The following is a 25,890-nucleotide window of genomic DNA, read 5'->3' on the forward strand; positions in this document are numbered from 1 at the left end:
TACGCCGCCCCAACGTCCGCATTGACGATCACCGACCACAGCCGGCTCGTCGATCACAGTGCCGGATTCGTCAGCCGCAGCTGGATCGTCGGTCGCAGCGGGGATTCGTCGACCGCCACTCACTGATGATCGCCGGGGGCACCCTTGCCGCGCGATCGAAGCCGGACCGCCGAATTGGCGAGCCGGGGAGCCGGGGAGCCGGAGAGCCGGAGAGCCGGAGAGTCGGCAATGACGCCGCGCTAACGCCCATAACGCAAGGTGCTCTTTCGGCTGCCGTTAGCGCCACCGCTAAACCGGCTCCGCCCTCATAGCCGCCCACACTCAGCTCGCCGAACCACGACGGCTCCCCCATCCGCTGCCCGCCGCCGCTGCCCGCCGCCGCTGCCCGCCGCCGCTGCCCGCCGCCGCTGCCCGCCGCCGCTGCCCGCCGCCGCCGCTGCCCGCCGCCGCCGCTGCCCGCCGCCGCCGCTCGGAGAAGCGGTCGCGGGACCCGGCGAGATCCCGCGGCCGCAGCTCCGTGTCGCCGCCGCCGAGTGGAACGCGCCTGTGCGCAGTCCACTCGGCGGCCGGGAGTTCGCATCGCCCCGTTCCCCCAAATCTCCGATACGAACGCCCCCACCGGCCGATCAGCTGCGTGCGATGCACGCGACCGCCCCCCGGTCTCAACGCCCCTGGCCGGTGCGTCCAGATCAGCGTATCTAGACGTCTAGGTTCGCGCAATTGTTGATTTGAGGAAATGTGGTTTAGCCTTGCGGCGTGCGGGGCCGCCTGTTCCCGGTCGGTGATGACTGGTACGAATGGCACCAGGACGAGCCTCGGCTGGCCGGGACCGTGCTGGTGCGGGTCGGCGTCGAGCCGGGCGGCCGGCTGGTCCTGACCGGGCTGCGGATCGACGGCACGCCGAGCGCCGATCTGCTGCGCGCGATCCCGGTCGGGCGGATCGAGGCCGCCGCAAACGCGCAGCTGGCGGCCGTGGAGGCTCCGCACGGTACCACTCCTGTAATGAGCACTCGGGCGAGACCCGTGACGCCGCCGGTGGCCCAGGATGTGGGCTGGGAGACCGTCGCGCCGTCGCGGGCGGTGACGCGCGCGGCGCCCATCGCGACGGCACGCTTCCAGGGGCGGCCGGACGTCTTCTACCAGGAGGTGGCCGATGTGTACCTCGCCTATGCGCAAGCCTCGCACCGCCCGGCCTGCGACCTCGCCGACCGGCACGGGGTGCCGGTGAGCACCGCGCACCGATGGGTGAAGGAGGCGCGCCGGCGGGGGTTCCTGCCGCCCGGGCGGCCGGGCAAGAGCGGCTGAGGGGATGCGCGCCATCGCTATCGTGAACCTGTGTCGATAGACGACGCTTTGCGGGCGAAGGTGCACGGGCTGGTCACGGAGTACCTGGGCAGGCAGGACGTGCCCGCGGACCTGGCGGCCGAGCCGGTGGCGATCCGCAGCGGCACCGCCGTGGTGTACCTGCGCCTGATCGCGGGCGAGCCGCCGCTGGTGCGCGTGTTCTCGCCGCTGCTGCGCCGGCTGGGGCGCTCGCCGGAGCTGTTGACCGAGCTCAACGAGCTCAACGGGCGGCTGAACTTCGTGCGGCTCTTCTGGCGCGACGACTCTGTGATCGCCGCGATGGAGATGCTGGCCTCGACGCTCGATCCGATCGAGCTCAGCAACGCGTGCGACTGGGTGGCGGACACGGCGGACTACTACGACGAGCGGTTGCGCGACCAGTTCGGCGGGCAACTCGCCTTCGACCCCTCGTAGTCGTACCAACACTCTATGCAGCCATCCGCCCGGCCCCTCCAAAACTGTCAGACCCCCGCGCCAAGATGAACCCCATGAACCGGCTCATCGTTTCGACCGTCGGCGGCAAGCCCGTCGCCGCCAATGACCACCGCGTGCCATCGCTCAACCCGTCGCGGCTCGACGACGTCGTGGCCGAGGTCGCGCTCGCCGACACCGACACGTTCGTCGCCGCCTGCCGGTCCGCCCGCCGGGCGCAGAGGGCGTGGGCCGACGTGCCGGCGCCGGTCCGCGGCCGGGTCATCGCCAACCTCGGCCGCCTGGTCGAGGCCAACTTCGAGGCCCTGGCCGCACTGGTGACCCGGGAGGTCGGCAAGACCCGGACCGAGGCGCGCGGCGAAGTGCAGGAGATCGTCGACACCTGCGACTTCTTCCTCGGCGAGGGCCGGCGGCTCTACGGCCACACCGTGCCCAGCGAGATGCCCGACAAGCAGCTGTTCACATTCCGCGTGCCGGTGGGCGTGGCCGCCGTCGTGACCGCGGGCAATTTCCCGGTTGCCGTCCCGAGTTGGTATCTCGTGCCGGCGCTGCTGTGCGGCAACGCCGTCGTCTGGAAGCCCGCGGAGTATTCCGCCGCCTGCGCCGACGCGTTCGCCGAGCTGATTCGCCGGGCCGGCGTGCCCGACGGCGTGTTCGAGGTGGTCCACGCCGATGGTCCGACGACGTACTCGGGACTGGAGGCCGGCCTGCGCGAGCAGCTGATCGACAAGATCGGGTTCACCGGCTCGTCGGAGGTCGGCGCGCGGATCGGCGAGCTGGCCGGGCGATATCTGCAGAGCGCCTGCCTGGAGCTGGGCGGCAAGAATCCGATGGTCGTCACCGAGGACGCCGACCTCGATCTGGCCGTGCACGGTGCGCTGTTCTCCGGGTTCGGCACGGCCGGGCAGCGCTGCACCTCGCTCGGCACGCTGATCGTCCACGACAGCGTGCTGGAGGAGTTCGACCGCCGGCTCGAGGAGGCCGTGCGGGGCGCGGTCGTCGGCGACCCGGCCGACCCGTCGGTCCTCTACGGGCCGCTGATGAGTGAGCGGTTCGCCGAGCGGTATGAGGGCTATCTGGACTGGGTCGAGGACCACCACCGGGTGTCCGGCTCGACCGGCGTCGGACGGATCACCGCGGACAACCCGCGCGACGGCTTCGTCGGCGACCCGGCCGCGGGGATGTTCTACCACCCGGTGCTCGTGCACGGGGTGCGGCCGGAGGACAAGATCTTCCAGCAGGAGACGTTCGGGCCGCTGGTGGGCGTGGTGCCGTATTCGGCACTGGAGGAGGCGATCGAGCTGGCCGACGCGCCGGGCTACGGGCTGTCGGCCGCGATCTACACGACCGACCCGCGCAAGGCGTTCACGTTCCGCCGCGGCACCCGGGCCGGCATGGTGAGCATCAACAACTCGACGTCGGGCGCCGAGGCCCACCTGCCGTTCGGTGGCAACGGGCGGTCGGGCAACGGCAGCCGGCAGTCCGGGGTGTGGGTGCTCGACCAGTTCACCCGATGGCAGTCGATGAACTGGGACTATTCCGGGCGGCTGCAACGAGCCCAGATGGACACGCTCACGATTACCCCGGACATGGACTATCGGCTTAGCCCGGAGTAATTCCGACATTTGCCGTAAATTCCCCATCGGGTTCGCCCGCACCTTTGATCGGCGGGCGCACCCGGACGGGGGAAACCATGATATTTCGACAGAACGGGGCGCGCTCGACCCGCTGGGCCGCGGCGGCGATGCTCGCCACCTGCGGCGCGCTGGCCGTGCCACAGACAGCCTTCGCCTCGACGGCCGCGTCATCCGGCGCGCCGACCTCGGCCCCTACGGCCTCGGCCGCGACCGCGACCGCGGAGTCGGCAGGGTCGACGCGCCCCGCCGCCTCGGCCGCGGCGGCGGAGTCAGCGCGGTCGGCAGGGCGAGCAGGGTCGACCCGCGCGGCCATGACGGCGAGGACGACGGGCTTCGAGGGACCGGCCGCGACGGCGGGGGCGAGTGGATCGCCCGCGACGGCGGGGTCGGAGGGATCGGCAGCGGGTGGCGCGCGGTCGGGCCACGGACGGTTGACCACCACCCAGAACAAACAGGCTCGCGACGCGGTGAAGGGAGACAAACAGGCAGACCACACGGCGAAGGGCGGCGCACGGACGCAGAAGACCGCGACGGACGGCGCTACGGCCGGGGACGGCGCGGCCGGCAATGCCGGGGCCGACGCGAAAGCCAGCGGGAAGACCGATGCGAAAGGCACCGCGAAGGCTGGCGCCAAGCGGGCGCAGGCCACGGGCGGCGGCGATCAGCAAGGCGAAGATCGCGGTGGCTCGGTCCGGACGGCCTCGTGCCTCGAGGACTCGGACGTGACCGTGGGTGCGGCCTGGGACGACGCCACGGTCGAGGACCACGAGGTCACCACGCTGGTGGTGACGATCAGCCGGGTGGACACGTGCGGGGCGGTGAGCGGGCTGGGGTTCGAGATCGGGCTGCCGGGGACGCTGTACCGGGCGCAGGGGACCGACACGCACACCTGTGCCTCGGCGACCATCTCGACGACGGTCGGGTCGGGGGCCCTGGCGGTCAGCAACGTCGGGCTGGACGACGAGGTCGGCAGCTGCACGGTCTCGTTCCCGGTGGAGGCGGAAGCCTCGGGGACGTATGACATGACGACCGCGGAGTTCACCGGCGTCACGGGGCTGGCGGTGAGTCAGACGACGCAGACGCTGACCGTGACGACGGCGCCGGCGAAGGTGGGAGCCAGTATTGAGCCGTCGACGATCGACGCGCTCAATGGCAGTGTGCTGACCATGCGGCTGGGGCGGACCGATGAGAACGCCGCCGCGGTGTCCAGTGGGCTGGGCTTCCAGGTGAACCTGCCGATCGGGGTGACGATCGGGCCCGGGAGTCAGACCAACGGCTGTGGCGGCACGCTGTCGGCGGCGGTCGGGGCGAGCTCGTTCACGGTGGCCGGGGCGTCGCTGACCGGGTTCCCGGCCGAGTGTGAGCTCACGGTCGCGATCACCAGCACGATCGCGGACACGTACAGCCTGGACAACACTTCCATCACCAACGCGGTCGGGGTGGAGGCCCACCTGACCGGGGGATGCGAGAGCGGGCGGGCCGAGGGCGCCTGCGCGCCGACGCTGGTGGTGAACCTGCGCGAGCAGACCGTGAGCTTCGCGCAGCCGGCTGACTGGTCGGTGTCCAAGCACACGGTGCCGCTGGACGGGTCGGCGTCCTCGACGCTGCCGGTGACGTTCAGCAGCCTGACGCCGCTGGTGTGCACCGTCTCGGGGAGCACGGCGACGCTGCTGGACGCCGGGACCTGCACGATCGCGGCGGACCAGGTGGGCAACCTGACCTACGCCGCGGCGACGCAGGTGACGCGCTCGTTCATGGTGAGCGGGCCGACCCCGCCGCCGAGCAACGTCGTGGCGGTCGGTGGGGTCTCGTCGCTCTCGGTGTCGTGGCAGGTGCCGGACGACGTGACGGGCGTGACCGGGTACACCGCGATCGCCGAGCCGGGGCCGGCGCGGTGCACGACGAGCTCGGCCGCGGCCACGTCGTGCGTCATGGGCGGGCAGGCCGGCGTGACGTACACCGTCACCGTCATCACCAACCACCCGCTCGGCGACTCGGCGGCGGCCGGGCCGTCGAACCCGGCGACGCCCACCGCGCCGCCGATCGCGGCGGCGCCGCCGGACACCGACCTGCGGCTGACCACCGATCAGGGGCAGATCACGACCGCCGCGCCGGGACAGAACATCGTGGTGATCGGGACCGGGTTCATGCCGTACTCGACCGCGACCATCGTGGTCTACTCGACGCCGATCGTGCTGGGCACCGTCGTCACCGACGGGGCGGGGAACTTCAGCAAGCCGGTGAGCGTTCCGCTCGACCTCTCCGTCGGCGGTCACACGATGGTGGCCGCCGGGATCGGGCCGGACGGCGCGCCGCGCAGCATGAAGATGGCGATCACGGTGCGGGCCCGGGGTGGCGGGCTGGCGCTGACTGGCGCGCCGATCGCGGCGATGCTGCAGCTCGGCCTGGCGGCGCTCTTCGGTGGCGGCTCGCTGCTGCTGGCCGGCCGCAGGAAGCTACGCCTCTAGCGTCACCCAAAGCGCTCAGGCCCGAAATAACGGACATATCCGAAATTCCGGGCCTGAGCGAAATGGCGATGCGCGCCGCAAAGCCAAGACACGACAGGACAGGTCAGGCGGCGACCGCCACCGGCGGGGTCGAAGCGGGCGCCGGCTGGCGGGTCTTGAAGAGCAGCAGCGACAGGGCCGCCGCCGAGATGGACAGGCCCCCCGCGATGAACCAGGCCAGGTCGTAGTTGCCGAGCCGGTCCCGCACCAGGCCGGTCGCCGTGGCCGCGATCGCCGCGCCGATCTGGTGCGACGCGAACACCCAGCCGAAGACCACCGGGCCGCTCGAGCCGAAGTACTCGCGGCACAGCGCGACGGTCGGCGGTACCGTCGCCACCCAGTCCAGGCCGTAGAACAGGATGAACACCAGCATGCTGGGGCGCACCGTGGCCGCGAACAGGGCCGGCAGGACCAGCAGCGACAGCCCGCGCAGGGCGTAGTACCAGCCCAGGAGAATCCGGCTGTCCATCCGGTCGGTCAGCCAGCCCGAGGCGATCGTCCCCACGATGTCGAACAGGCCGACGAGCGCCAGCAGCGAAGCCGCGGTCGGCTCGGTCATCCCGTGGTCATGGGCGGCCGGGATGAAGTGGGTGCCGATCAGGCCGTTCGTGGTCGCGCCGCAGATGGCGAAGCCGCCGGCCAGCAGCCAGAACGCCGGGCGGCCGGACGCGGTGCGCAGTGCGCCCAGGGCGCGGCGGGCGGCGCCGGTGCTGGCGGCCGGCGGGGGCACGACGTCGCCGGTGGCGCCGTAGGCGGTCGTGCCGAGGTCGTACGGGTGATCGCGGAGCCGCCACAGGACCAGCGGCACGACGAGGAGAGCGGCGGCGGCCACGGTGAGCGCCGCCGAGCGCCAGCCGTGGTCCTCGGCGAGCAGCGCCAGCACCGGCAGGAAGACCAGCTGGCCGGCGGCGCCGCCCGCGGTGAGGACGCCGGTGATCAGGCCGCGGCTCCGGACGAACCAGCGGCCGGTGACCGTGGCCACGAACGCGAGCGCCATGGACCCGGTGCCCAGGCCCACCAGCACGCCCCACAGCAGGATCAGCTCCCAGCTGTGCCGCATGAACACGGTCAGGCCGCTGCCGGCCGAGACGAGCAGCAGCGCGTACGCCACCACCCGGCGGATGCCGAAGCGCTCCATCAGCGCGGCCGCGAACGGCGCGGTGAGCCCGAACAGCAGCAGGTTGATCGAGACGGCCAGCGAGATGGTCCCCAGCGACCAGCCGAACTCGTCGTGCAGCGGATGGATGAGCACGCCCGGCGTCGCGCGGAAGCCCGCGGCACCGACCAGTGCGACGAACGCGACGGCGGCGACCAGCCAGGCCGGGTGGAGTCGTTTCACGAAACCATTGCAGCCGATTCGGTACCGCACGACGAGTGGCCCGAGAGCCATAGTGCGCAAGAATCGAGCCATGACCGACAAGCACCGGGTGGCCGTCGTGGCCCTCGACGGCGTGGTCCCCTTCGACCTGGGCACTCCGACGCAGATCTTCGGCACCGCCAGGGACGAGGCCGGGCACCGGAAGTACCACGTCCAAATCTGCACAATCGCCGACGAACCGGTGGTGACCGCCGCGGGCTATCAGGTGCTCGCCGGCCATGGACTGGAGCTCACCGAGCACGCGGACACCGTGGTGGTGGCCGGGGTCTCCGCCGGCGATCCGGTCGAGACCGGCACCGTCGATCCGCGGGTGGCCGACGCGCTGCGGGCCGCCCACGCGCGCGGCGCCCGGGTGATGTCGATCTGTACCGGCGCGTTCGTGCTCGCCGCCGCCGGCCTGCTCGACGAGCGGCCGGCGACCACGCACTGGTGGTGGGCGGAGCGGTTCCGGGAGCTGTTCCCGCAGGTGAAGCTCGACCCCGACGTGCTGTTCGTCGACGACGGCGACCTGCTCACCAGCGCCGGTGTCGGCGCCGGGATCGACCTGTGCCTGCACGTGGTGCGCATCGACTTCGGCAGCGAGATCGCCAACCGGGCGGCGCGGCGCAGCGTGGTGCCGCCGTGGCGGGAGGGCGGGCAGGCGCAGTACATCGAGCGCCCCCTCCCCCGGCCGGTCGACACGACCACGGCCGGCACCCGCGCCTGGGCGATGGAGCGGCTGGACGCCCCGCTGTCGCTGCAGGAGATGGCCGAGCACGCACGGATGAGCGTGCGCACGTTCACCCGGCGCTTCCGCGACGAGACCGGGGTGAGCCCGGCCCGCTGGCTGCTCCAGCAGCGGGTCGACCGCGCCCGCGCGCTGCTGGAGAGCACCGACCTGCCGGTCGAGGTGGTCGCCCGCCGCTCGGGCCTGGGCACCGCCGCCGGCCTGCGCCAACACCTGCAGAGCACCATCGGCGTCGCGCCCAGCGCCTACCGCCGCACCTTCCGGATAGAGTGAAGCGATCATCGTCGATTCGTCCGGAGGTACCACCGGTGCGAAGGCTCATTCCACTCGCCGTCATTCCGGCATTGCTCCTACCAGCGGCACCCGCATCCGCGCACCCCACGCCGCCGTCCGGGCCTACGGCGACCGGCTACGGCGGGGCGGTGGCCTCGGTCGATCCCACCGCCACCGCGGCCGGCCTCAAGGTGCTGCGCGACGGCGGCAACGCGGTCGACGCGGCGATCGCCGTGGCCGCCACGCTCGGCGTGACGGAACCGTTCTCGTCCGGCATCGGCGGCGGCGGGTTCTTCGTGTACTACGACGCCCGCACCGGCCGCATCTCGACCCTCGACGGCCGGGAGACCGCGCCGCGGACCATGACCGAGACCGCGTTCGTCGACCCGGCGACCGGTGCGCCGTATGCGTTCCAGGAGGCCCGGGTCAGCGGCATCTCGGCCGGGATTCCGGGCTCGCTGGCCACGTGGGACACCGCGGCCCGCCGCTGGGGCACCCGCCCGCTCTCCGCCGCGCTGCGCCCGGCCGCCGACGTGGCCCGCCAGGGGTTCACCGTCGACGCGACCTTCGCCCAGCAGGTGACCGACAACGCCGCCGCGTTCTCGCAGTTCGGGCCGACGGCGCAGTTGTACCTGCCCGGCGGCGCGCCGCCCGCGGCCGGCAGCACGCTGCGCAACCCCGACCTCGCCGCGACCTACGACCTGATCGCCCGGCGCGGCGTCGGCGCCTTCTACGGCGGCGAGATCGGCCGCGACATCGTCGGGGCGGTGCAGCACCCGCCAGTGGCGGCGAGCCCGGCCCGGCCGTGGCCGTATGCGATCCGCCCGGGCGGCATGACGCTGGACGACCTGCGCGCCTACGACGTGCGCAGCCCCGCGCCGACGCACGTGGGCTACCGCGGCTACGACGTCTACGGCATGGCCACCCCGTCGTCGGGCGGCTCGACCGTGGGCGAGGCGCTCAACCTGCTCGAGCGCTCTGACCTGCGCAAACTCGACAAGGTCCAGAGCCTGCACCGGTACCTCGAGGCGAGCGCCTTGGCCTTCGCCGACCGCAACCGCTACGTCGGCGACTACACGCCGCGCCCGCTGCTGGACGCGCTGCTGACCGACGGTTACGCGGCCGAGCGGGCCTGCCAGATCGACCCGGCCCGGGCCGCCGCGAAGCCGGTCGCGCCGGGCGTGCCCGACGGCCGCTACGGGCGCTGCGCGAGCACGTCCGGCGGTGCCGCGCCCGACCTCGGGCTGTCCACCACCAACCTGACGGTGGCCGACAAGTGGGGCAACATCGTGGAGTACACCCTCACCATCGAGCAGATCGGTGGGAACGGCATCGTGGTGCCGGGGCGCGGTTTCCTGCTCAACAACGAGCTGACCGACTTCAACTTCACGCCCACGCAGGGCACCGCGCCGGACCCGAACCTCCCCGGTCCGGGCAAGCGCCCGCGCAGCTCGATGGCGCCGACGATCGTGTTGCAGCACGGCAAGCCGCTGCTGGCGGTGGGGTCGCCGGGCGGCTCGACGATCATCACGACCGTGCTGCAGATCCTGGTCAACCGGCTGGACCTGGGCATGACCCTGCCGGAGGCGATCGCGGCGCCGCGAGCCTCGCAGCGCAACACGGCCACGGTCACGGCCGAGCCGGCGTTCATCGGCTCGCCGGAGGGGCAGGGGCTGGCCGCGCTGGGCCACACCTACACCCCGATGGCCGAGATCGGCGCGGCGACCGGGATCGAGTTCCTGCCGCACGGGAAGCTCCTGGCCAGCGCCGAACCCGTCCGCCGCGGCTCCGGCTCGGCCGGCACGGTGCGCTAAGGACGCGCGCGGGCACCTGAACCCGGCCGGGGCCGAGCCCATCCGCCGCGGCTCCGGCTCGGCCGGGTCCGGCTCGGCCCGGGACGGCTCCGGCGGGACGGTGCGCTAAGGACGCGCGCGGGCACGTGGACCTGGTCAGGGCCGAGCCCGTCCGGCCGTGGCTCGGCCCAAGCCGTCCGGCGAGCGTCGTCCGGCGAGGACACGTGGGCCGCGGTGGTGCGCCCGGCAGCTATCTGCACACTACAGCACGCTACCAAATTGACCATGTAAATATCGCACAGTGTAACTGAGTCAAGCACACAGAGGCGCCCCCGCCGTTCGAGCGGGGGCGCCTCGGCGTAACTAGCGCGGCATCACCAGGGCTGTGGGGCCGGGGGCACGACGACCGGCGGGCGGTCGTCGCAGGTGATGGTGTTCGGCAGCTCCCACGGCGCCAGCCACGGGCCCGTGGTGCCGCCGCCGTCGTTGCCGCCCAGGTCGGTCAGGGAGAACTCCGAGCCGGCCGGGGTGAAGTGGAACGAGCCGCAGTTGTTCACGCCCACCGCGCCCACGTTGCGGGCGTCGACGTTGTCGAAGGTGGCGGAGCCGGCGACCCGGGCGCTGACGACCGAGGTGCCGGTGCCGTCCACCTTGATGTCCTTGAAGTGGACGTTCGTGATCGAGTACTGGTCCTTCACCGGGAAGTCGACGACCAGCATGATCGCGTTGTAGGTGTTGTCGAGGAAGTTGTCGCCGACGACCTGGACGTTGGCGTCGAGGTTGCGCTCGAGCGCGTAGAGCCAGATCGCGCCCAGGCCGATGTTCCAGTTGAGCTCGTAGGTCCCGGCCCGGACCGTGGTGTTGCCGGTGACGTTGATGGTGCCGGCGAACGGCTGGGCGCCGAAGCGGGTGCCCAGGTGCAGGGCGCTGCCCTCGCGGATCGGGTCGGCCACCAGGTTGTTGGAGACCGTGATGTCCTTGCCGCCGTAGATGGCGATGCCGTTGGCCAGCGTCGGGGTCTGCACCGTGTTGTGGTCGAACGTGTCGTTCGCGTTCGACGTCGTCTCCGACCACATCGCCAGCGCGTCGTCGCCGGTGTTGCGGAAGAAGCTGTGGGACACCGTCGAGTTGGTGACGCCGGTGTGGAAGTTCAGGCCGTCGGCGATCTGGTCGACGACCGTCGTGTTGCTGATCTTCGTGTTGTTCATCGGGCCGTCGAACCACAGGCCCACCTTCGTGTGCTGGATGTACAGCCCGTCGACGGTGGAGTCCGACAGCGCCCCGCCGATGCCGTTGACCTGGTCGGTGTCGATGCGCTCGCGCACGTCACCGATGATCGAGAAGCCGGACAGGTGCACGTTGCGGCTGCCGCCGTTCTGGGCGTACTTGCCGTAGAACCCGACCCCGGTGTGGATCGAGTTGTCGGGCAGGGGCTGGCTCAGGGCGACCTCGTGGCCCTTGACGATCGAGTACCACGCGCCGGCGCCCTCGACGGTCACGTTGTCGACGATGATGTGCCGGTTGACCTGGTAGGTGCCCGGCGGGATGTAGACCTTCAGGTGCGTGAGCTTGGCGAAGGCGATCGCCATGTCGAACGCGTCGGCCGAGTCGCGCCGGCCGGTCGGGTCGGCGCCGAAGAACAGCACGTTGGACGCCAGGAGGTCGATCTTGGGCGCGCCGACGAGCTGGGAGTCCAGCAGGTCGATCGCGGTCCAGGCGGCCTTGCTGTTCGCCGGAGCCTGCAGCCGGACCTTGTCGCCCGCCTTGTACGTCTTGCCGAGCAGCAGGCGCTGCTCGTCGAAGAAGTGGAACGGGCGGAACGGCTTGGTGATCTGCGGCGCCGGGGTGGTGGCCGCCGGCACGCAGCCGCACTCGGTGATCCACCAGTCGGGGTGCAGCAGGTCCGCATTCGGGTCGTTGGTGAACGGATACTGGTTGTAGAGCCAGGAGTACTGCGACGTCAGCGTCATGGTCTGCGCCGACTTCCCGTTGACCGTGACGGTGAGCGGCGCGGTGATGCCGCCGCCGTTCGGCGCGTCCGGGATGCTGTACCGCACGTTGATCGCGTTGGCCGCGCTCGGCAGCGTGAACTCGACGTACTGGCCGGGGGCGAGCTTGACCGCCGACCGGCCGGACGCTTCCGAGGCCACCGTGTAGGCCGTGCGGTCCGGGCCGATGACCACCCCGTTGGTCTTGGCCTTCTCGGCCTCCTGCTCGGCGAAGCCGACGCTCGCGCCCCGGCCCGCGACTAACGCGGGGTCCAGGGCCGCGCGTGTGACGACGGGTGCGGCCGAGGAGCCGGAGGCTGAGGCGGCGGTGCCAAAGACGGCGATGAACCCGAGGCCGACGACGGCCGCGGTCGCCGCCGCGGACCACCGCGGTGGTGCTGCTGTGGTGCTCCGTGACATCGATTGACTCGTTTCTCTCGAGATGGCGCGCGCACCTGAGGCACCGAGTTGGCGGGGTACATCGAGCGGGCGGGGAGCGGGCGCCGTTGAGGGTGAGGTGACAGTAGGACCGCCGCACCCTCTTGCACAAGAGATCGCGAAATAATTGCGTAACGTTGCGGCCTTCTTGCACAGCACCGCGCACTGGATTGCAGCGCGATGCCCTAAATGACCGGCCGCGGGCTACGCGGCGGCGGCCGCCGCGATCACCGCCGAGCAGATGCGCACGAGGTCGTCGTCGCCGGTGACGTACGGCGGCATGGTGTAGACGAGATCGCGGAACGGCCGCAGCCAGACGCCGTGCTCGACCGCGGCCCGGGTGGCGGCGCCCATGTCCACCTCGTGGTCGAGCTGGACGACGCCGATCGCGCCGAGCACCCGCACGTCGATCACCCCGGGCACGGATCGGGCCGGCGCGAGGCGGTGGATCAGGGCGGCCTCGATGCCGGTCACGGTGCCGGCCCAGTCGCCGGCGAGCAGCAGCTCGACCGAGGCGTTCGCGACCGCGGCGGCGAGCGGGTTGCCCATGAACGTCGGGCCGTGGGCCAGCACCGGCGTCTCGCCGCGGCTGATGCCCTGGGCCACCCGCGGCACGCACAGGGTCGCGCCCATGGAGAGGTACCCCCCGGTCAGCGCCTTGCCGACGCACATCACGTCGGGCGTGACGCCGGCGTGGTCGGCGGCGAACAGCGCGCCGGTGCGCCCGAAGCCGGTGGCGATCTCGTCGAAGACGAGCAGCACGTCGTGCTCGTCGGCGAGCGCGCGCAGCGCGGGGAGGTACTGCGGGCTGTGGAAGCGCATCCCGCCCGCGCCCTGCACGACCGGCTCGACGATGATCCCGGCCACCTCGTCGCGGCACTCGCGCAGCAGCTCGTCGAGCGCGGCGACGTAATCCGGGTCGTACTCGACCGGCGGCATCGGCGCGAAGACCTGCTCCGGCAGCACGCCGCGCCACAGGCTGTGCATCCCGCCCTCGGGGTCGGTCACGGACATGGGGTGGAACGTGTCGCCGTGGTAGCCGCCGCGCCAGGTCAGCATCCGGCGCTTCCCGGGGCGGCCGAGCGAGCGGTGGTACTGCAGGCACATCTTGATCGCGATCTCGACCGCCACCGACCCGGAGTCGCTGAAGAAGACGTGCCGCAGCGGGTCCGGCGTGATGTCGACGAGGGTCTTCGCCAGCCTGACCGCCGGCTCGTGGGTCAGCCCGCCGAACATCACGTGGCTCATCCGGCCGATTTGGTCGCGCACGGCGGCGTCGAGCACCGGGTGGGCGTACCCGTGAATCGCCGCCCACCACGAGGACATCCCGTCGACGAGCTCCACGCCGTCGGCCGTGGTGAGCCGCACGCCTGACGCCGAGGCGATGACCAGCGGCGACTGCGTCGCGGGCAGCGGGGCATACGGGTGCCAGACGTGTTCACGGTCCAGCGCGATCAGCTCGTCCGGGTCCATGCCCGAAACGATATTGCACTCAACGGTGCTCGATGTCCGGCCAGTCGCCCAGCGTGACGTCGCCGTGAATGTCACCGGCCTGCACGACGGGGCCGGTGACGTGCGAGGCGTTGTTGGACACCCTCGACGGCGGCCGGGGTTCAGGGACAGCGGCCGGCTCGACCTCAAGATCAACTGAGTGGAGATCGTGGCCGGGCACCAGCAGCCAGGCGGTCTGCCGCAGCTCCTTGTGCTCGACGGTGACGGCGCGGAACGCGGCCGGGTCGTAGGAGGTGTGCGGCTGCTCGACGGTGTCGGCGAAGACCCGCTCGGAGACGACCAGCACCAGGTCGCCGCCGGCGCGGTCGAGGGCCAGGTGGGCGACCCGCGAGTCGGCCAGCCGGCTCACCTCGACCACGCCCTTGCCGGAGAAGCCCATCGCCGCCGCGCGCACGACGCCGTGGTGGACCGCGACGCGCATCCGCAGCCGGGCCGCGGGCGGGGCGCCGGCGTTGCCCCGCATCAGCTCGGCGGCCAGCTCCCGCACGAAGCCGTCGACGAGCCGCGGCTCGGGCTCGGAGTCGGGCAGCACGGCGAGCTCGCCGTCGCCGGCGGCCTGGCGCTGCCAGCTCGGGCGGTCCAGCCCGGCCCGGGCCGCGGCGGTGTCGAGCAGCCACGCCAGCTGCCGCTGGATCTCGTGCTGGCGCCGGTCGTCGCTGCGGCCGTAGCCGCGCACGTCGACGGCCAGCAGCAGGTGGCGGCCGTAGTCGGAAAGGGCCAACGGCGTCAGCCCTGCGCGGCGGCGATGTTGACCATCCACTGGACGCCGAACTGGTCGAGGCACGAGCCGAACTCGTCGCCCCACATCTGCTTCTCCAGCGGGATGGAGACCTTGCCCGACCCGGACAGCCGCTCCCAGTAGCCGCGCAGCTCGTCGGCGTCGTCCCCGCTGAGGCTGATCGTGATGTTGTCGCCCGGCGTGACGGTCATGTTGGGCGGCGTGTCGGAGGCCATGAGGGTGTACCCGCCCGGGGTCTCCAGCTGGGCGTGCATGATCTGGTCGGCGATGGTGGCGTCGTCGGAGCCGAACTCGCCGAACGTGTTCATGCGCAGGTCACCGCCGAAGACGCCCTGGTAGAACTCCATCGCCTGGCGCGCGGTGCCGCGGAAACTGATGTACGGGTTGAGTCTCGAAGTCACAACAAGCTCCCTTGGTCGTGTGACGTACGCGATACCCGAAGCCTAAACCGTCGCAGGTCCGGCGGCGCCCGGTTCGGGGGCCGCTGCCTGGGCGGCGAGCGCGTCGCCGAGCGGCGTGCGGCGGTAGAGCACCGAGCGGCCGGCGCGGGCCGAGCGGACCAGCCCGGACCGGCGCAGGATGGCCAGGTGGTCGCCGACCGCGCCGACCGCCAGGCCGAGCCGCGCGGCCAGCTGGGTGGTGCTCGCCGGGGCCTGCAGGGCCAGCAGCAGCCGGGCCCGGGAGCGGCCGAGCAGCTCGGCGAGGGCGCCGGCCCCGACGCCGGGCGCCTCCTCCCACAGTGCCGCCACGCCGCGGGCCGGGTAGGCGATCGCCCGCCGCCACGGCGGGTCGGTGAACGCGACCGCGCCCGGCCAGATCAGCGCCGACGACACCAGCAGCAGGCCCTGCCCGTCGGACGGGACGGTGCGCACGTCCGGGTCGCGCGGGTCGCCGATCTCCACGGCGCCGTCGCGCCAGCGCACGTCGCGGTGCAGGTCACCCAGGGCGGCGGCCCAGCCGCCCGCGCCGAGCCGGCCCGCGCGGTACACCACGTCGCTCTCGCAGATCGCGCGCAGCTGCGGCCAGTCCGGCGCGAGCAGGGCCTGCCAGGCCGCCTCGAGCGCCTCGGCCAGCCGGTCGACGACGTCGGCGGAGCGCAGCACCCGCAGTACCACATCGGGAACCCGGGGACCGGTGGACAGCGCGTGGGCGATCTCCCGGCGCGCCACCGGCAGCGGCGTGGACCGCACCGCGGCCAGGTCGGCGGCCCAGCTCTGCTGCATGCCGGGCGGCGGCGGGCCGAGGAAGTCGGCGCCGTAGCGGGCGGTGTGCAGGGCGGTGACCGCGTCGAGGTCGGTCTCGGCGCGCAGCCGCGCGTAGACCGGGCGGAGCCGGGCGAGGTGGCCCAGCGGCGCGAGGCCGGACAGCCGGCGCAGCAGGCCGCCGAGCTCGAACAGCGGCGACACCGCGAAGCGGGTGTGCAGCAGGTCGGCGGCGTCGGCCAGGAGCCGGATCACCCTTGCGACCTTACGTCGAGCGACGAAAAAGTCTTCTCGGATGGGGTACTCCCCTGAGCCTGACGGCATGACGACGTACTCGGCGGTGTGGCGCAACGGCACGTTCCGCGTCCTGTTCGGCACCCGGACCCTGGGCATCCTGGCCGACTCCCTGCGGATCGTGGCGCTGTCGCTGCTGGTGTACGCCGCGACCGCCTCGCCCGCCCTGGCCGCGCTCGCGTTCGGCATCGGCTTCCTGCCGCAGCTGCTGGGCGCCGGGCTGCTCGGGGCGCTGGCCGACCGGGTCCGCCCGCGGCCGCTCATCGCGCTGGGCTACCTCGCCGAGGCGGCCGCCGCGGTGGCGCTCGGCACCGCGCCGCTGCCGGTGTGGGCGTGCCTGGCGCTGGTCGCCGCGGTGGCGCTGGTGACGCCGGTGTTCGCCGGCGCGTCGAACGCGCTCGTGGCCGAGACCCTCACCGGCGACGCGTACGTGCTGGGCCGCTCCCTGTCCAACGTCGCCTCGTCGCTCGCCCAGCTGGCCGGGCTGGCCGGCGCCGGGCTCGCGGTCGCGGCGCTGGGCGGCCGGCGGGCGCTGCTCGTCGCGGCGCTGGCCCACCTCGTCGCCGCCGCCTGGACCCGGCTCGGCCTGGCCGACCTGCCCGCGCCCCCGCGCCGCCCGGAGGGCCTGGCCGCGGCGAGCTGGCGCGGCAACGTCGCGCTCGCGCGGGACCGCGCGATCCGCCGGCTGCTGCTGGTGCAGTGGCTGCCGCCGGCGTTCCTCACCGGCGCGGAGGCGCTCGTGGTGCCCTACGCCGCCGGCCGCGGCTTTCCCACCGGCGTCGCCGGCTGGCTGCTGGCCGGGGTGCCGGTCGGGATGGTGGCCGGCAACCTGGTGGTGGGCCGGGCGCTCGCCCCGGCCCGGCGGGAGCGGCTGGTGGCGGCGCTCATCGCGCTCATGGGCCTGCCGTGCCTGGCGTTCGCGGCGCCGGTTGCGTGGCCCGGGCTGGCCGCCGCGATGGTGGTGGCCGGCGCCGGGTCGGCCTTCGGCCTCGGCCTGCAGGCCGCGTTCCGCGACGCGCTGCCGCCCGACCGGCGCGGCCAGGGGTTCGCGCTGCTCAGCACCGGCCTGATGACCGCACAGGGGCTCCTGCCGGCGCTGGCCGGCCTGCTGGCCGAGGTGGTGCCGGCCGGCGTCGTCGTCGGGCTGCTCGGCGCGGCCGTCCTGCTGTGCGCCGCCGGCGCGGCCGGCGTGCCGGTCCGCCGCCGGGCGTCGGTAGGTTGGGCGGGTGCAGCTGCGCCCCGCGACCGTTGACGACATTCCCGCCGTGCTGGCGTTCTGGAAGACCTCCGCGGAGGACACCAACCGCGCCGGCGACGACGCGGCCGCCGTGGCCGCGCTCATGGCCCGCGACCCGGAGGCGCTCGTGCTGGCCACGGACGGCGAGGAGATCGTCGGCTCGCTCATCGCCGGCTTCGACGGCTGGCGGTGCCACCTGTACCGCTTCGCGGTACGCCCGGACCGGCGCCGCCGGGGCATCGGCGCGGCGCTGCTGGCCGCGGCCGAGGAACGGTTCCGGGCCTTCGGCGCCGGGCGGGCCGACGCCATGGTGCTCGGGGACAACGTCCTGGCCCACCGCGCCTGGGCCGCCTCCGGCTACGCGGCCCAGCCCGAGTGGCGGCGCTGGGTCAAGCGCCTGTAGTTGTTGGGTGGTGACGGCGACGGTCTCCGACGAGCTGCGCGAGCTGGCCCCGCAGGTGCTGAGCATCCTGATCCGGCGGTACGGCCGGTTCGACGCGTGCGAGGACGCGGTGCAGGAGGCGCTGCTGGCGGCGGCCCTGCAGTGGCCGGCCGAGGGCGTGCCGGACAGCCCGCGCGGGTGGCTCGTCACGGTCGCCGCGCGCCGGCTCGCCGACCAGTTCCGCTCCGACGACGCCCGCCGCCGGCGCGAGCTCACCGTGGCCCAGCTCGACGCGGCGGCGGTGACCGATGCCGTACCCGAGCGGGACGACACCCTCACGCTGCTCTTCCTGTGCTGCCATCCGGCCCTGTCGGCCGCCTCCCAGCTGGCGCTCACCCTGCGCGCGGTCGGCGGGCTCACCACGGCCCAGATCGCCAGCGCCTTTCTGGTGCCGGAGGCCACGATGGCCCAGCGGATCAGCCGGGCCAAGGCGAAGATCAGGTCGGCCGGCGCCCGGTTCGCCCCGCCGCCGCCCGCCGAGCGCCCGGCCCGGCTCGAGGTCGTCCTGCAGGTGCTGTACCTCATCTTCAACGAGGGGTACACCGCCAGCTCCGGTGACGACCTCCAGCGCGGCGACCTGACCGCCGAGGCGATCCGGCTGACCCGCGAGGTGCACCGCCTGCTGCCCGCCGACCGCGAGGTGGCCGGCCTGCTGGCGCTCATGCTGCTCACCGACGCCCGCCGGCCGGCCCGCGCCCGGCCCGACGGCACGCTGGTCCCGCTGGCCGAGCAGGACCGCTCGCGGTGGCTGCGCCCGATGGTCGACGAGGGCGTCGCGCTGATCAGCCGCACCCTGCCGCAGGGGCCGCCCGGGCCGTACCAGCTGCAGGCCGCGATCGCCGCCGTCCACGACGAGGCTCCGAGCGCCGGTGACACGGACTGGCCGCAGATCCTCGGGCTCTACCAGCTGCTGGCCCGGGTCGCGCCGAGCCCAGTGGTGACCCTCAACCACGCCGTGGCCCTGGCGATGGTGCAGGGCCCGCGGGCCGGGCTGCACATGCTGGAGGCGCTGGACGGCGACGAGCGGATGGCGGGCCACCACCGGCTGGCGGCGGTGCGCGCGCACCTGCTGGAGATGGCGGGGTCGGCGGCGCAGGCGCGGGAGTGGTACTTGCGCGCCGCCGAGCGCACGACGAGCCGGCCGGAGCGGCGCTACCTGGAGGCCCGGGCCGCGGCGCTCATCGCTTGAGGCCGAGGGTGGCGATCAGGTCCTCGTGCAGCTCGAACCAGACCCGGTGGCACGAGTCGACCTCGATGCCGGTGATCCACGCCGGGTCGCGGCCGGCCCGGGCCAGCGCGGCGGCGAACCGGTCGTAGTAGCCGGCGAACCGCACGAGGCTCCCGGCCAGGGCCCGCTCGAGGTCGCGCAGCTCGCCGGCGAGGTCGGTGAGCCGGCGCAGGGTGCCGGCGAGACCGCCGGAATCCAGCTGCCAGGCGGTGAAGGTCTGGGTGGCCCGGGCGTTGAGCGGCAGGAACCGCTCGTGGCCGGCGGCGACGCGCTCGCGGGCACCGGCGCGGTCGAGCTCGTCGCGCAGCTGTGCCTCGTTGTGCCCGTACCCGGCCTCGGTGAGCGACCACCCGGCGAGGTCGGCGAACGCGGACCGGCCGACCCGGCCGAGCGCCTGGGCGTCGAGGAGATCCTCACGGGTCCGATCGGGGTCGAGACCGAACCGCCCGGCGACGGCGGCGGTGTCCGCGAACCCCTTGAGCCGCACCGCGTGCAACACCAGCAGGCCGGTCTGCGAAGGGCGCGCGGTCATCGGCCGCATCCCGCGGTGATGGTACCGGCGGTGCCGTCGACGGTGACCGGTGCGCCGTCGGTCAGCCGGGCCATCGCCGCGCCGGCGCCGACGACGGCGGGGATGCCGAACTCCCGGGCGACGATGGCGGCGTGGCTGAGCGCGCCGCCGGTCTCGGTGACCACGGCGGCGGCGAGGCGGAACAGCGGGGTCCAGGCCGGGTCGGTGGTCCGGCACACCAGGACGTCGCCGCGCCGGACCCGGGCGAAGTCGTCGACCGAGCGCACGAGCCGCGCCGGTCCCCCCGCCCGGCCGGGGCTGCTGGGCACCCCGGTGACCAGCGGCCGTGACGCGCTCGGGGTGACGGGGCCGGCGGCGCCGAGGGCGGTGATCGGGCGCGCCTGGAGCAGCCAGATCCGCTCGTCGCGGATCGCCCACTCGACGTCCTGGGGCCCGCCGAACAGCTCGGCGCACCGCCGTCCGAGCGCGACGAGCCGGGGCACCTCGCCGGCCTCCACGCAGGCCCGGGCCCGCTCCGGCGCGGGGACGCGCGAGCGCACCAGCCCGGCCACGCCCAGGTCGAGCCGGGTCTGCTTGGCCCCGACGGTGACCCGGACGGTGTCCCCCGGCGGGGCCACGACGACCTCGTCGGGAACCACCGCGCCGGAGACGACGGACTCCCCGAGCCCCCAGGACGCGTTGATCACCACGGCGTCGGCGCCGCTGCGGGGGTCGCGGGTGAACAGCACGCCCGCGTGGTCGGCCTCGACCAGCCGCTGCACGAGCACCGGCGCGGCGGCGCCGTCGTCGGCCAGACCGAGGCGGGCCCGGTAGCCGCAGACCCGGTCCGTGCCCGCCGAGGCGGCGCAGCGCCGGATCGCGGCCAGCACCTCGTCGAGCCCCCGGGCACCGAGGACGGTCTCCAACTGCCCGGCGAAGGACGCCGCCGCCGAGTCCTCGGCCAGGCCGGACGACCGGACCGCGACCGCCCCGCCGCCGAGCCGGCGCAGGTGCTCCGCGACCGCCCCCGGCTCGACCGCCGGGCCGACAACGACGAACCCTTCCGGAACGGGCAGGCCGGCCCGCAGCAACACCCCGAGCCCGTGAGCCTTGCCGCCACAGCCCGGCCCCGCATCGTCGAGCGGAACGATCACGGCCCGGCGTCCCCGTCGAGCCGGGCCAGCACGCGCTCGTTGCGCTGCTGCGCCGCCTGGGCGGTCCGCAGGCCCAGCGGCTCGGCGAGCTGGGCCCAGGTGAGCCCCTCGGCCCGGGCGACGAACAGCAGGCCGGCCTCGAGCTGGTCGACCTCGGCCCGGGCGGCGGCCAGCAGCGCGAGCGCGGCGAGCAGGTCGTCGGGCAGCTCCAGCGCGTCACGGTCGGTGTTGGCCCGCCACAGCGCCTGGCGGATCAGCGTGACCGCGTCGTGCGGCTGGCCCTCGGCCAGCCAGGGCAGCCGGGGCAGGTCCTTGCCGCCGCGGGCGGTCAACCGCTCCCGAGCTCCCTGCTCATCCACCCGCCCAGCCTGACCTTCAACAACCTGTTTGTCAACAAGTTGTTGAGCGCGGCTTTTGATCGGATAAGTCCAGACACTCCGAATCCTGACTTATCCGATATTTCATATTTACTGGGTCAATTTCGATCGGCAGCCAGCGCGGAAGCGCGGGCGCGGAAGCGCGGGCGCGGAAGCGCGGGCGCGGAAGCGCGGGCGCGAAGGCGTTGATCGAGGCCGCGTTCGGCGACCCGCGCCGCCCTTGGGGCAGGCCATCGTTCGACTTGATCCCAGCCGACGGCGGACATCGCGACCGGAACTCTCCGCGATCATGCCGTGGACAGCGCCCGATCGCGCCGGCGGGAGTCGCATGATCGCGGAGAGATTCGGTTCACTCCGGCCGCGGCCGTTAAGTCACGACGCCTGGCGGGGCATAAGTCGGTGCGGTCAGCGGCCCCGGGCCAGGTTGATGATGCCGCGGAAGAGCACCACGACGCCGTACACGACCGGGCCCCACGCGACGAAGTACACCTTGATGTCCATCGCATACGTGCACACGGTGATGGCGACGCCACCCGCGATCCACAGCAGGCCCATGACGATCTCGCGGCCGCCCTTGCGGGACATCACGCCGGCCGCCGCCTGCGCCAGCGGCGCCGCGCCGGAGCCCGCCTGCGGCGGCTGGTACGGCGCGGGCTGACCATAAGGCGCCGGCTGACCATAAGGCGCCGGCTGACCATAAGGCGCCGGCTGGCCGTAGGGCGCCGGCTGGCCGTAGGGCGGCTGGCCCTGGCCGTACTGGGGGGCCGCGGGGCTCTGCGGATACGGCGGCGCGGAGTTCGGCGGTTGCCCGAAAGCAGGCGGCGCCGAAGCCGGCGGGCCGTACGCCGGCGGCGCCGAAGCGGCCGGGCCGTACGCGGGCGGGGCCGAGGCAGGCGGGCCGTACGCAGGCGGCGCGGAAGCGGGCGGGGCAGACGCCGGCGGGGCCGACGTGGGCGGGCCGTAGGCCGGCGGGGCCGAGGCAGGCGGGCCGTACGAGGGCGCCTGCGTCGGGGGCGGGCCGTAGGAGGGTGGCTGCGCGAGCGGCGCCGCCGGGTCGTTCGGTTGTCCAGGCTGCATCTTTGGGGGTTCCTGTCAGGTGGTCGGCGAGCTCGTCGCGCTCGCCGACGATGGCGTTCGGTCGGGGAGGCAATGGGTGCAGCCGGCCAGAGCACTGTCCCCGAATGTCGCCGCGCGCCCTCCCCGTGTGCGCCAGCGTCGCCCGGTCCGGCTCGGTTGCGCTTCCGGAGGCCGATCCAGGCCAGGCTCAGGCACGATAACAGCCCGAACGCACCCGTAGGATCGACGGGTGTTGTACGTGGCGTTCGACCAAACCGGGCGTTGCCTCGTATCTCGGGACGATCCGGCGACCGGGCGGCGGGCCGAACGGGCCGACTACAACGGCCTGGTCGCCATCGTGCTCACCGGCTCGCCGGAGGAAGGGTGGGCCGACGCCGCGCCGGATCTGGACAGTGCCCGGCTGCTCACCGGCAGCGTGATGGTCGTCGTCGCGGGGGCCACGCTCGCCGCCTCCGCGCTGCTGAACCCGTTGCTGGTCGTGCCGGCCGGGGCAGTCGTCGGGGTGTACGTGGGGCGCCGCTACACCGCCGCGGCCGCCGAGCTCGAGCGCCGCTGGGCCGAGCGGCACCGGGTGCTGGCCACCCGGGCCGAGGTGGCCCGCTTCCGCCGCGCGTTCGACGCCGCCCGCACGATCCTGGTGGCCTGGCCGTTCCTGGCCGACCTGGTGCAGGTCAGCTCGCCCGCCGCGGAGGTGACGGCGTCGCTGTGGACGCTGTCCGGGCTGCTGGTCGACCACGCCGAGCTCGGGGAGCAGGCGGCCGGCCTCAGCGACGCCCGCTTCGGCGCCCTGCCGCGGGAGACGCCGGTCCGCGCCGCCCTCGACGACCGGCTCACCCGGGTCGACGCCTCGCAGCGGGCGCTGAGCGAGGAGATCGACCGGCGGGTCGCGGCGCTGACCGAGCTGGCCGAGCACTGCGCCGGGTTCCTGCGCACGGAGACCGCGCTGCACGCCGCCCACGAGGCCGTCCGCCGGGCCGACGAGTCGCTGCGCCGCGTGGCGCCGCCCGAGCACGCGGCCCCGGACGACACCCGCGACCTGTCCGAGCGCACCGCGGCCATCATCGCCGCCTACCGTGCCCTGACCGGAACCGACGTCACCCGCTGAAGCCCGAGCCGAAACGAAGGCCGGAGCCGAAACGAAGGCCGCCGCCCGGGACCGCGAGGTGTGCGGGCCCGGGCGGCGACCGAATCGCCGCCCACCCCTGGCGGGAAGAACGATGATGGGCTCGGCGCCGCCGAGGCCGGGCGGTCACCCGGCGGCGCCGAGGCTTTTCGGTCCACAGTGGATAGTCCACGGTGGACGGTACTAGAAGGCGGGCCGGCGTCTCCTGGACGCCCCGCGGCTGCTGCGGTAGATGCGGAACGCGGCGACGGCGCCGACGACCAGGGCCAGGCCGGCGACCGCCCAGACGGCGTCCGGGCGCAAGGCCCCGGCGGGGGCGGGTGCCGTTGTCGAGTTGGCGGCCGGCACGCCGGGCGTCGGCAGCGCGTTGAAGTCGACGTTGCCGATGCTCTCCAGCAGCGTCATGTGTTTCATCACGACGTTCACGGCGGTCTGCGCGAACTCACGCACGAGATCGTTGCGGGTGCCCGAGCGGATCGAGGACACCAGCGCGAAGACCTTGCCGTGCGCGGCGCGCAGCCGGTTGGCGAAGATGTTGTCGAAGTCCGTGCCGGTCGCGCCGTTGAGCTCGCGCAGCCAGCCCTGCTGCTCGTCGCTGGGCTTGTCCGGCAGCGCGACCCCGAGCTGGGCGGAGACCTGGCGCACCTGCTGGTCCAGGCCCTTGTGGTCGGAGGCGAGCTGCGCGCCGACCTCCTTGACCCGCTCGTCGGCGGCCTTCGTCTGGGCCATCTGCCCGGCCGGGCCTTCCCACAGGCCGGCCTGGCGCACCTTCTGCAGGAACTCGCGGTCCGCCGGGCCGAGCGGGCCGGCCGAGGTCATGACCCAGCCGTCCGGCAGCGCCGTGCCGCTGGGCACCGGGCCGGTCACGGCGACCTGCACCGTGTTGTGCTGCTGCTGCGCGGCGGCGCCGGCGGCGGGGGCATATCCCGTCGCCGGACCGCTCGCCGCGCTGTTCGACTGGCCGGTCGTGCCGGTCAGCGCCGCACGGACCCCGGGCAAGGCCACGATCACGCCCACCGCGGCGACCAGGAGCACCGCCCACGGCCACATCCGGCGGCGCGGCCACGGGCGAGGACGGACGCCGTCAGGCTCGACCGGGTACATCAGTAGCCGCCGGTTCCGTTGCCGCTGTCCGTGGCGTTCTGGTCGGCGGCCTGGGACGCGGACGGCGGCTGGACCGCGGTCGGCGCCGGGGTGGGCAGGCAGGTCAGGTTCTTCTTGCCGTCAGGGGCGACGACGAACCAGACACCGCCGACGTTCTGGCCCTTCCAGGCGCCCGGCTTCGGGTCGCCGATGTAGCGGTACACCGGCCAGCCGGCCAGGGTGATCTGGCGCGAGCCGTCGGCCCGCACGACGGTACCGACGACGGCCGGATCGACGCCGCTGAGCTGGGGGTTGCCGTCGGTCAGGGCCGGCGGCCAGACCTCCGCGCACTTGTCCTCGCAGTTGGACTTCGGCGGTTTGGCGGTGTCCTTGTCGAAGCGGTACAGCACCCAGCCGTTCTGGTCGGTGACGACCTTGCCCATCTTCGCGATCGTCTGTGCCTTCAACGCCTCGGTCAGTGGCTGCGGCGGGGCGGTGGTGGCCGGTGGCGCGGAGTTCGCCTCGTTGGCGAAGTCCGCCAGGCCCGGCACCTGCTGCTGCGCCGCCGCGGGGTCGTAGTTCGCGTCGGCACCCTTGGGCGCGCAGGCGGTCAGGGCGGCCAGGGCGGCCGCCGCTACCGCGCATCCCGCTACGGTGACGGTGAGCCTCTTTGGTGCCACGTCGTCCTCCTCGATCCGTTCCCATCGCGTTTTCTTGTTCCGCCAGGTGGTACGGGCGGGGGGCCGGCCGAGACTGAAAATCCACAGTAGACAAATTCACAAAGTTTGCTGGGTGCCGCGTCGAACTAGCGCGGGGTCTTGCCCGTACCACCTCGTGCGTCCAGTGCGGCGCGCAGGGCGCGCAGCGCGTAGTACACCCGCGACTTGGCGGTCCCCAGTGGAAGCCCGAGCAGCTCGGCCACTTCGTTCACGGTGCGGTCGCGCAGATACGTCTCGACGATGATCTCGCGGTGCGCGCGGCTGAGGCTGCGCAGCGCGTCCATGATCACCATGTTGGCCAGCACGCGCTCGGTCTCGTCGGACTGCGTGAGCTGGGACAGCCACAGCTCGTCGAGGTCCTGGCCGTAGGTCTCGTCGGCCCGCGACTGCGCGCTGCGGTACTCGTCGATCGCGATCCGCCGGGCCACGGTGAACAGCCACGGCCGCAGCGAGCCGACCGCGTCGTGATCGAGGCGGTGCGCGTTGCGCCAGGCCCGCAGCAGCGTCTCCTGCACGATGTCCTCGGCCCGCTGGCGGTCGCCGGCGGTGAGCCGCGCGACGAAGCGCAGCAGGGCGTCGGCGTGCTCGCGGTAGAGCGCGCGCAGCAACTCCTCGTCGGGGTCCTTCGCGCCCTTGTGTCGTCCGGCCCGGCGGCCGCTCGCGGTCAGCATCCCG

General features: G+C 73.5%; 24 protein-coding genes. 10 read left to right on the top strand and 14 right to left on the bottom strand.

The features are described 5' to 3' along the window. Positions 1-756 precede the first annotated feature (756 nt). The 3 genes from ACQPXD_RS53860 to ACQPXD_RS53870 all read left to right on the top strand — a co-directional run bounded on the left by ACQPXD_RS53860 (position 757) and on the right by ACQPXD_RS53870 (position 3,392). Positions 757-1,305: a hypothetical protein gene (locus ACQPXD_RS53860; RefSeq protein ID WP_432832582.1), complete on the top strand. Its 549-nt coding sequence runs from the start codon at positions 757-759 to the stop codon at positions 1,303-1,305. A gap of 30 nt (positions 1,306-1,335) precedes the next feature. Beyond that, complete coding sequence (locus ACQPXD_RS53865; protein WP_432832584.1) at positions 1,336-1,758, top strand: T3SS (YopN, CesT) and YbjN peptide-binding chaperone 1; 423 nt, start codon at positions 1,336-1,338, stop codon at positions 1,756-1,758. 74 nt (positions 1,759-1,832) lie between these two features. Further along, positions 1,833-3,392 carry an aldehyde dehydrogenase family protein gene (locus ACQPXD_RS53870; protein ID WP_432832586.1) on the top strand — a complete coding sequence of 520 codons (1,560 nt, stop codon included), beginning with the start codon at positions 1,833-1,835 and terminating at the stop codon, positions 3,390-3,392. On the opposite strand, the gene ACQPXD_RS53875 is transcribed toward ACQPXD_RS53870, so the two are convergent. Then, positions 3,379-3,864 carry a hypothetical protein gene (locus ACQPXD_RS53875; protein WP_432832588.1) on the bottom strand — a complete coding sequence of 162 codons (486 nt, stop codon included), beginning with the start codon at positions 3,862-3,864 and terminating at the stop codon, positions 3,379-3,381. The two genes, ACQPXD_RS53870 and ACQPXD_RS53875, sit on opposite strands and share 14 nt — an antisense overlap. 271 nt (positions 3,865-4,135) lie before the next feature. Between ACQPXD_RS53875 and ACQPXD_RS53880 the strand changes: the two genes are divergently transcribed. Continuing rightward, on the top strand, positions 4,136-5,881 hold the full coding sequence (locus ACQPXD_RS53880; protein WP_432832590.1) for a fibronectin type III domain-containing protein: 1,746 nt from the start codon (positions 4,136-4,138) through the stop codon (positions 5,879-5,881). Positions 5,882-5,984: 103 nt separating this feature from the next. On the opposite strand, the gene ACQPXD_RS53885 is transcribed toward ACQPXD_RS53880, so the two are convergent. Then, the gene (locus ACQPXD_RS53885; protein WP_432832592.1) at positions 5,985-7,259 is read right to left on the bottom strand and encodes an MFS transporter; all 1,275 of its coding nucleotides are present in this window, start codon (positions 7,257-7,259) and stop codon (positions 5,985-5,987) included. 70 nt (positions 7,260-7,329) lie between these two features. On the opposite strand from ACQPXD_RS53885, the gene ACQPXD_RS53890 reads away from it, so the two are divergent. Next, entirely contained in the window at positions 7,330-8,298 is a 969-nt protein-coding gene (locus ACQPXD_RS53890; RefSeq protein WP_432832594.1) for a GlxA family transcriptional regulator, read from the top strand. A 35-nt stretch (positions 8,299-8,333) separates the two neighbouring features. After that, positions 8,334-10,112, top strand: a complete 1,779-nt coding sequence (gene ggt, locus ACQPXD_RS53895; protein WP_432832596.1) for a gamma-glutamyltransferase — start codon at positions 8,334-8,336, stop codon at positions 10,110-10,112. A 353-nt stretch (positions 10,113-10,465) separates the two neighbouring features. Here ggt and ACQPXD_RS53900 read toward each other — a convergent pair whose 3' ends face one another. The 5 genes from ACQPXD_RS53900 to ACQPXD_RS53920 form a co-directional block, all read right to left on the bottom strand. Continuing rightward, on the bottom strand, positions 10,466-12,499 hold the full coding sequence (locus tag ACQPXD_RS53900) for a glycosyl hydrolase family 28-related protein (RefSeq protein WP_432832598.1): 2,034 nt from the start codon (positions 12,497-12,499) through the stop codon (positions 10,466-10,468). A gap of 222 nt (positions 12,500-12,721) precedes the next feature. Further along, positions 12,722-13,990 carry an adenosylmethionine--8-amino-7-oxononanoate transaminase gene (locus ACQPXD_RS53905; protein ID WP_432832600.1) on the bottom strand — a complete coding sequence of 423 codons (1,269 nt, stop codon included), beginning with the start codon at positions 13,988-13,990 and terminating at the stop codon, positions 12,722-12,724. Positions 13,991-14,009: 19 nt separating this feature from the next. Further along, positions 14,010-14,750: a hypothetical protein gene (locus tag ACQPXD_RS53910; protein ID WP_432832602.1), complete on the bottom strand. Its 741-nt coding sequence runs from the start codon at positions 14,748-14,750 to the stop codon at positions 14,010-14,012. Positions 14,751-14,755: 5 nt separating this feature from the next. Beyond that, positions 14,756-15,169: a VOC family protein gene (locus tag ACQPXD_RS53915; protein WP_432832604.1), complete on the bottom strand. Its 414-nt coding sequence runs from the start codon at positions 15,167-15,169 to the stop codon at positions 14,756-14,758. Between the two features lie 42 nt (positions 15,170-15,211). Continuing rightward, positions 15,212-16,225, bottom strand: coding sequence for an ArsR/SmtB family transcription factor (locus ACQPXD_RS53920; RefSeq protein ID WP_432832606.1), 1,014 nt, complete (start codon positions 16,223-16,225; stop codon positions 15,212-15,214). Between the two features lie 67 nt (positions 16,226-16,292). Here ACQPXD_RS53920 and ACQPXD_RS53925 point away from each other — a divergent pair, with 67 nt between their 5' ends. From ACQPXD_RS53925 to ACQPXD_RS53935, 3 genes are read left to right on the top strand one after another with little or no spacing between them, the layout of a single operon-like run. Continuing rightward, positions 16,293-17,516, top strand: a complete 1,224-nt coding sequence (locus ACQPXD_RS53925; RefSeq protein WP_432832608.1) for an MFS transporter — start codon at positions 16,293-16,295, stop codon at positions 17,514-17,516. Continuing rightward, positions 17,491-17,904: a GNAT family N-acetyltransferase gene (locus tag ACQPXD_RS53930; protein WP_432832610.1), complete on the top strand. Its 414-nt coding sequence runs from the start codon at positions 17,491-17,493 to the stop codon at positions 17,902-17,904. Before ACQPXD_RS53925 ends, ACQPXD_RS53930 begins: the two co-directional genes overlap by 26 nt. A gap of 10 nt (positions 17,905-17,914) precedes the next feature. Further along, positions 17,915-19,132, top strand: a complete 1,218-nt coding sequence (locus ACQPXD_RS53935; protein WP_432844308.1) for an RNA polymerase sigma factor — start codon at positions 17,915-17,917, stop codon at positions 19,130-19,132. Here the strand turns inward: ACQPXD_RS53935 and ACQPXD_RS53940 are convergent. The 4 genes from ACQPXD_RS53940 to ACQPXD_RS53955 all read right to left on the bottom strand — a co-directional run bounded on the left by ACQPXD_RS53940 (position 19,122) and on the right by ACQPXD_RS53955 (position 21,801). Continuing rightward, on the bottom strand, positions 19,122-19,703 hold the full coding sequence (locus tag ACQPXD_RS53940) for a transcriptional regulator (RefSeq protein ID WP_432832612.1): 582 nt from the start codon (positions 19,701-19,703) through the stop codon (positions 19,122-19,124). The two genes, ACQPXD_RS53935 and ACQPXD_RS53940, sit on opposite strands and share 11 nt — an antisense overlap. After that, entirely contained in the window at positions 19,700-20,836 is a 1,137-nt protein-coding gene (locus tag ACQPXD_RS53945; protein WP_432832614.1) for a PEP/pyruvate-binding domain-containing protein, read from the bottom strand. The genes ACQPXD_RS53940 and ACQPXD_RS53945 overlap by 4 nt, the downstream gene beginning before the upstream one ends. Further along, positions 20,833-21,195: a DNA-binding protein gene (locus ACQPXD_RS53950; RefSeq protein ID WP_432832616.1), complete on the bottom strand. Its 363-nt coding sequence runs from the start codon at positions 21,193-21,195 to the stop codon at positions 20,833-20,835. Before ACQPXD_RS53950 ends, ACQPXD_RS53945 begins: the two co-directional genes overlap by 4 nt. A 423-nt stretch (positions 21,196-21,618) precedes the next feature. Next, entirely contained in the window at positions 21,619-21,801 is a 183-nt protein-coding gene (locus ACQPXD_RS53955; protein WP_432832618.1) for a hypothetical protein, read from the bottom strand. 718 nt (positions 21,802-22,519) lie between these two features. On the opposite strand from ACQPXD_RS53955, the gene ACQPXD_RS53960 reads away from it, so the two are divergent. Continuing rightward, entirely contained in the window at positions 22,520-23,395 is an 876-nt protein-coding gene (locus ACQPXD_RS53960) for a hypothetical protein (RefSeq protein WP_432832620.1), read from the top strand. Between the two features lie 201 nt (positions 23,396-23,596). Here ACQPXD_RS53960 and ACQPXD_RS53965 read toward each other — a convergent pair whose 3' ends face one another. The 3 genes from ACQPXD_RS53965 to ACQPXD_RS53975 all read right to left on the bottom strand — a co-directional run bounded on the left by ACQPXD_RS53965 (position 23,597) and on the right by ACQPXD_RS53975 (position 25,886). Next, positions 23,597-24,448, bottom strand: a complete 852-nt coding sequence (locus ACQPXD_RS53965) for a DUF4142 domain-containing protein (RefSeq protein WP_432832622.1) — start codon at positions 24,446-24,448, stop codon at positions 23,597-23,599. 68 nt (positions 24,449-24,516) lie between these two features. Continuing rightward, positions 24,517-25,176: a hypothetical protein gene (locus ACQPXD_RS53970; protein ID WP_432832624.1), complete on the bottom strand. Its 660-nt coding sequence runs from the start codon at positions 25,174-25,176 to the stop codon at positions 24,517-24,519. Between the two features lie 125 nt (positions 25,177-25,301). Further along, the gene (locus ACQPXD_RS53975) at positions 25,302-25,886 is read right to left on the bottom strand and encodes a sigma-70 family RNA polymerase sigma factor (protein ID WP_432832626.1); all 585 of its coding nucleotides are present in this window, start codon (positions 25,884-25,886) and stop codon (positions 25,302-25,304) included. Positions 25,887-25,890: the final 4 nt, after the last annotated feature.

Origin of the sequence: Dactylosporangium sp. CA-092794, assembly GCF_050948465.1 — a bacterium.
In the GTDB taxonomy this organism is placed as follows: Bacteria; Actinomycetota; Actinomycetes; order Mycobacteriales; family Micromonosporaceae; genus Dactylosporangium.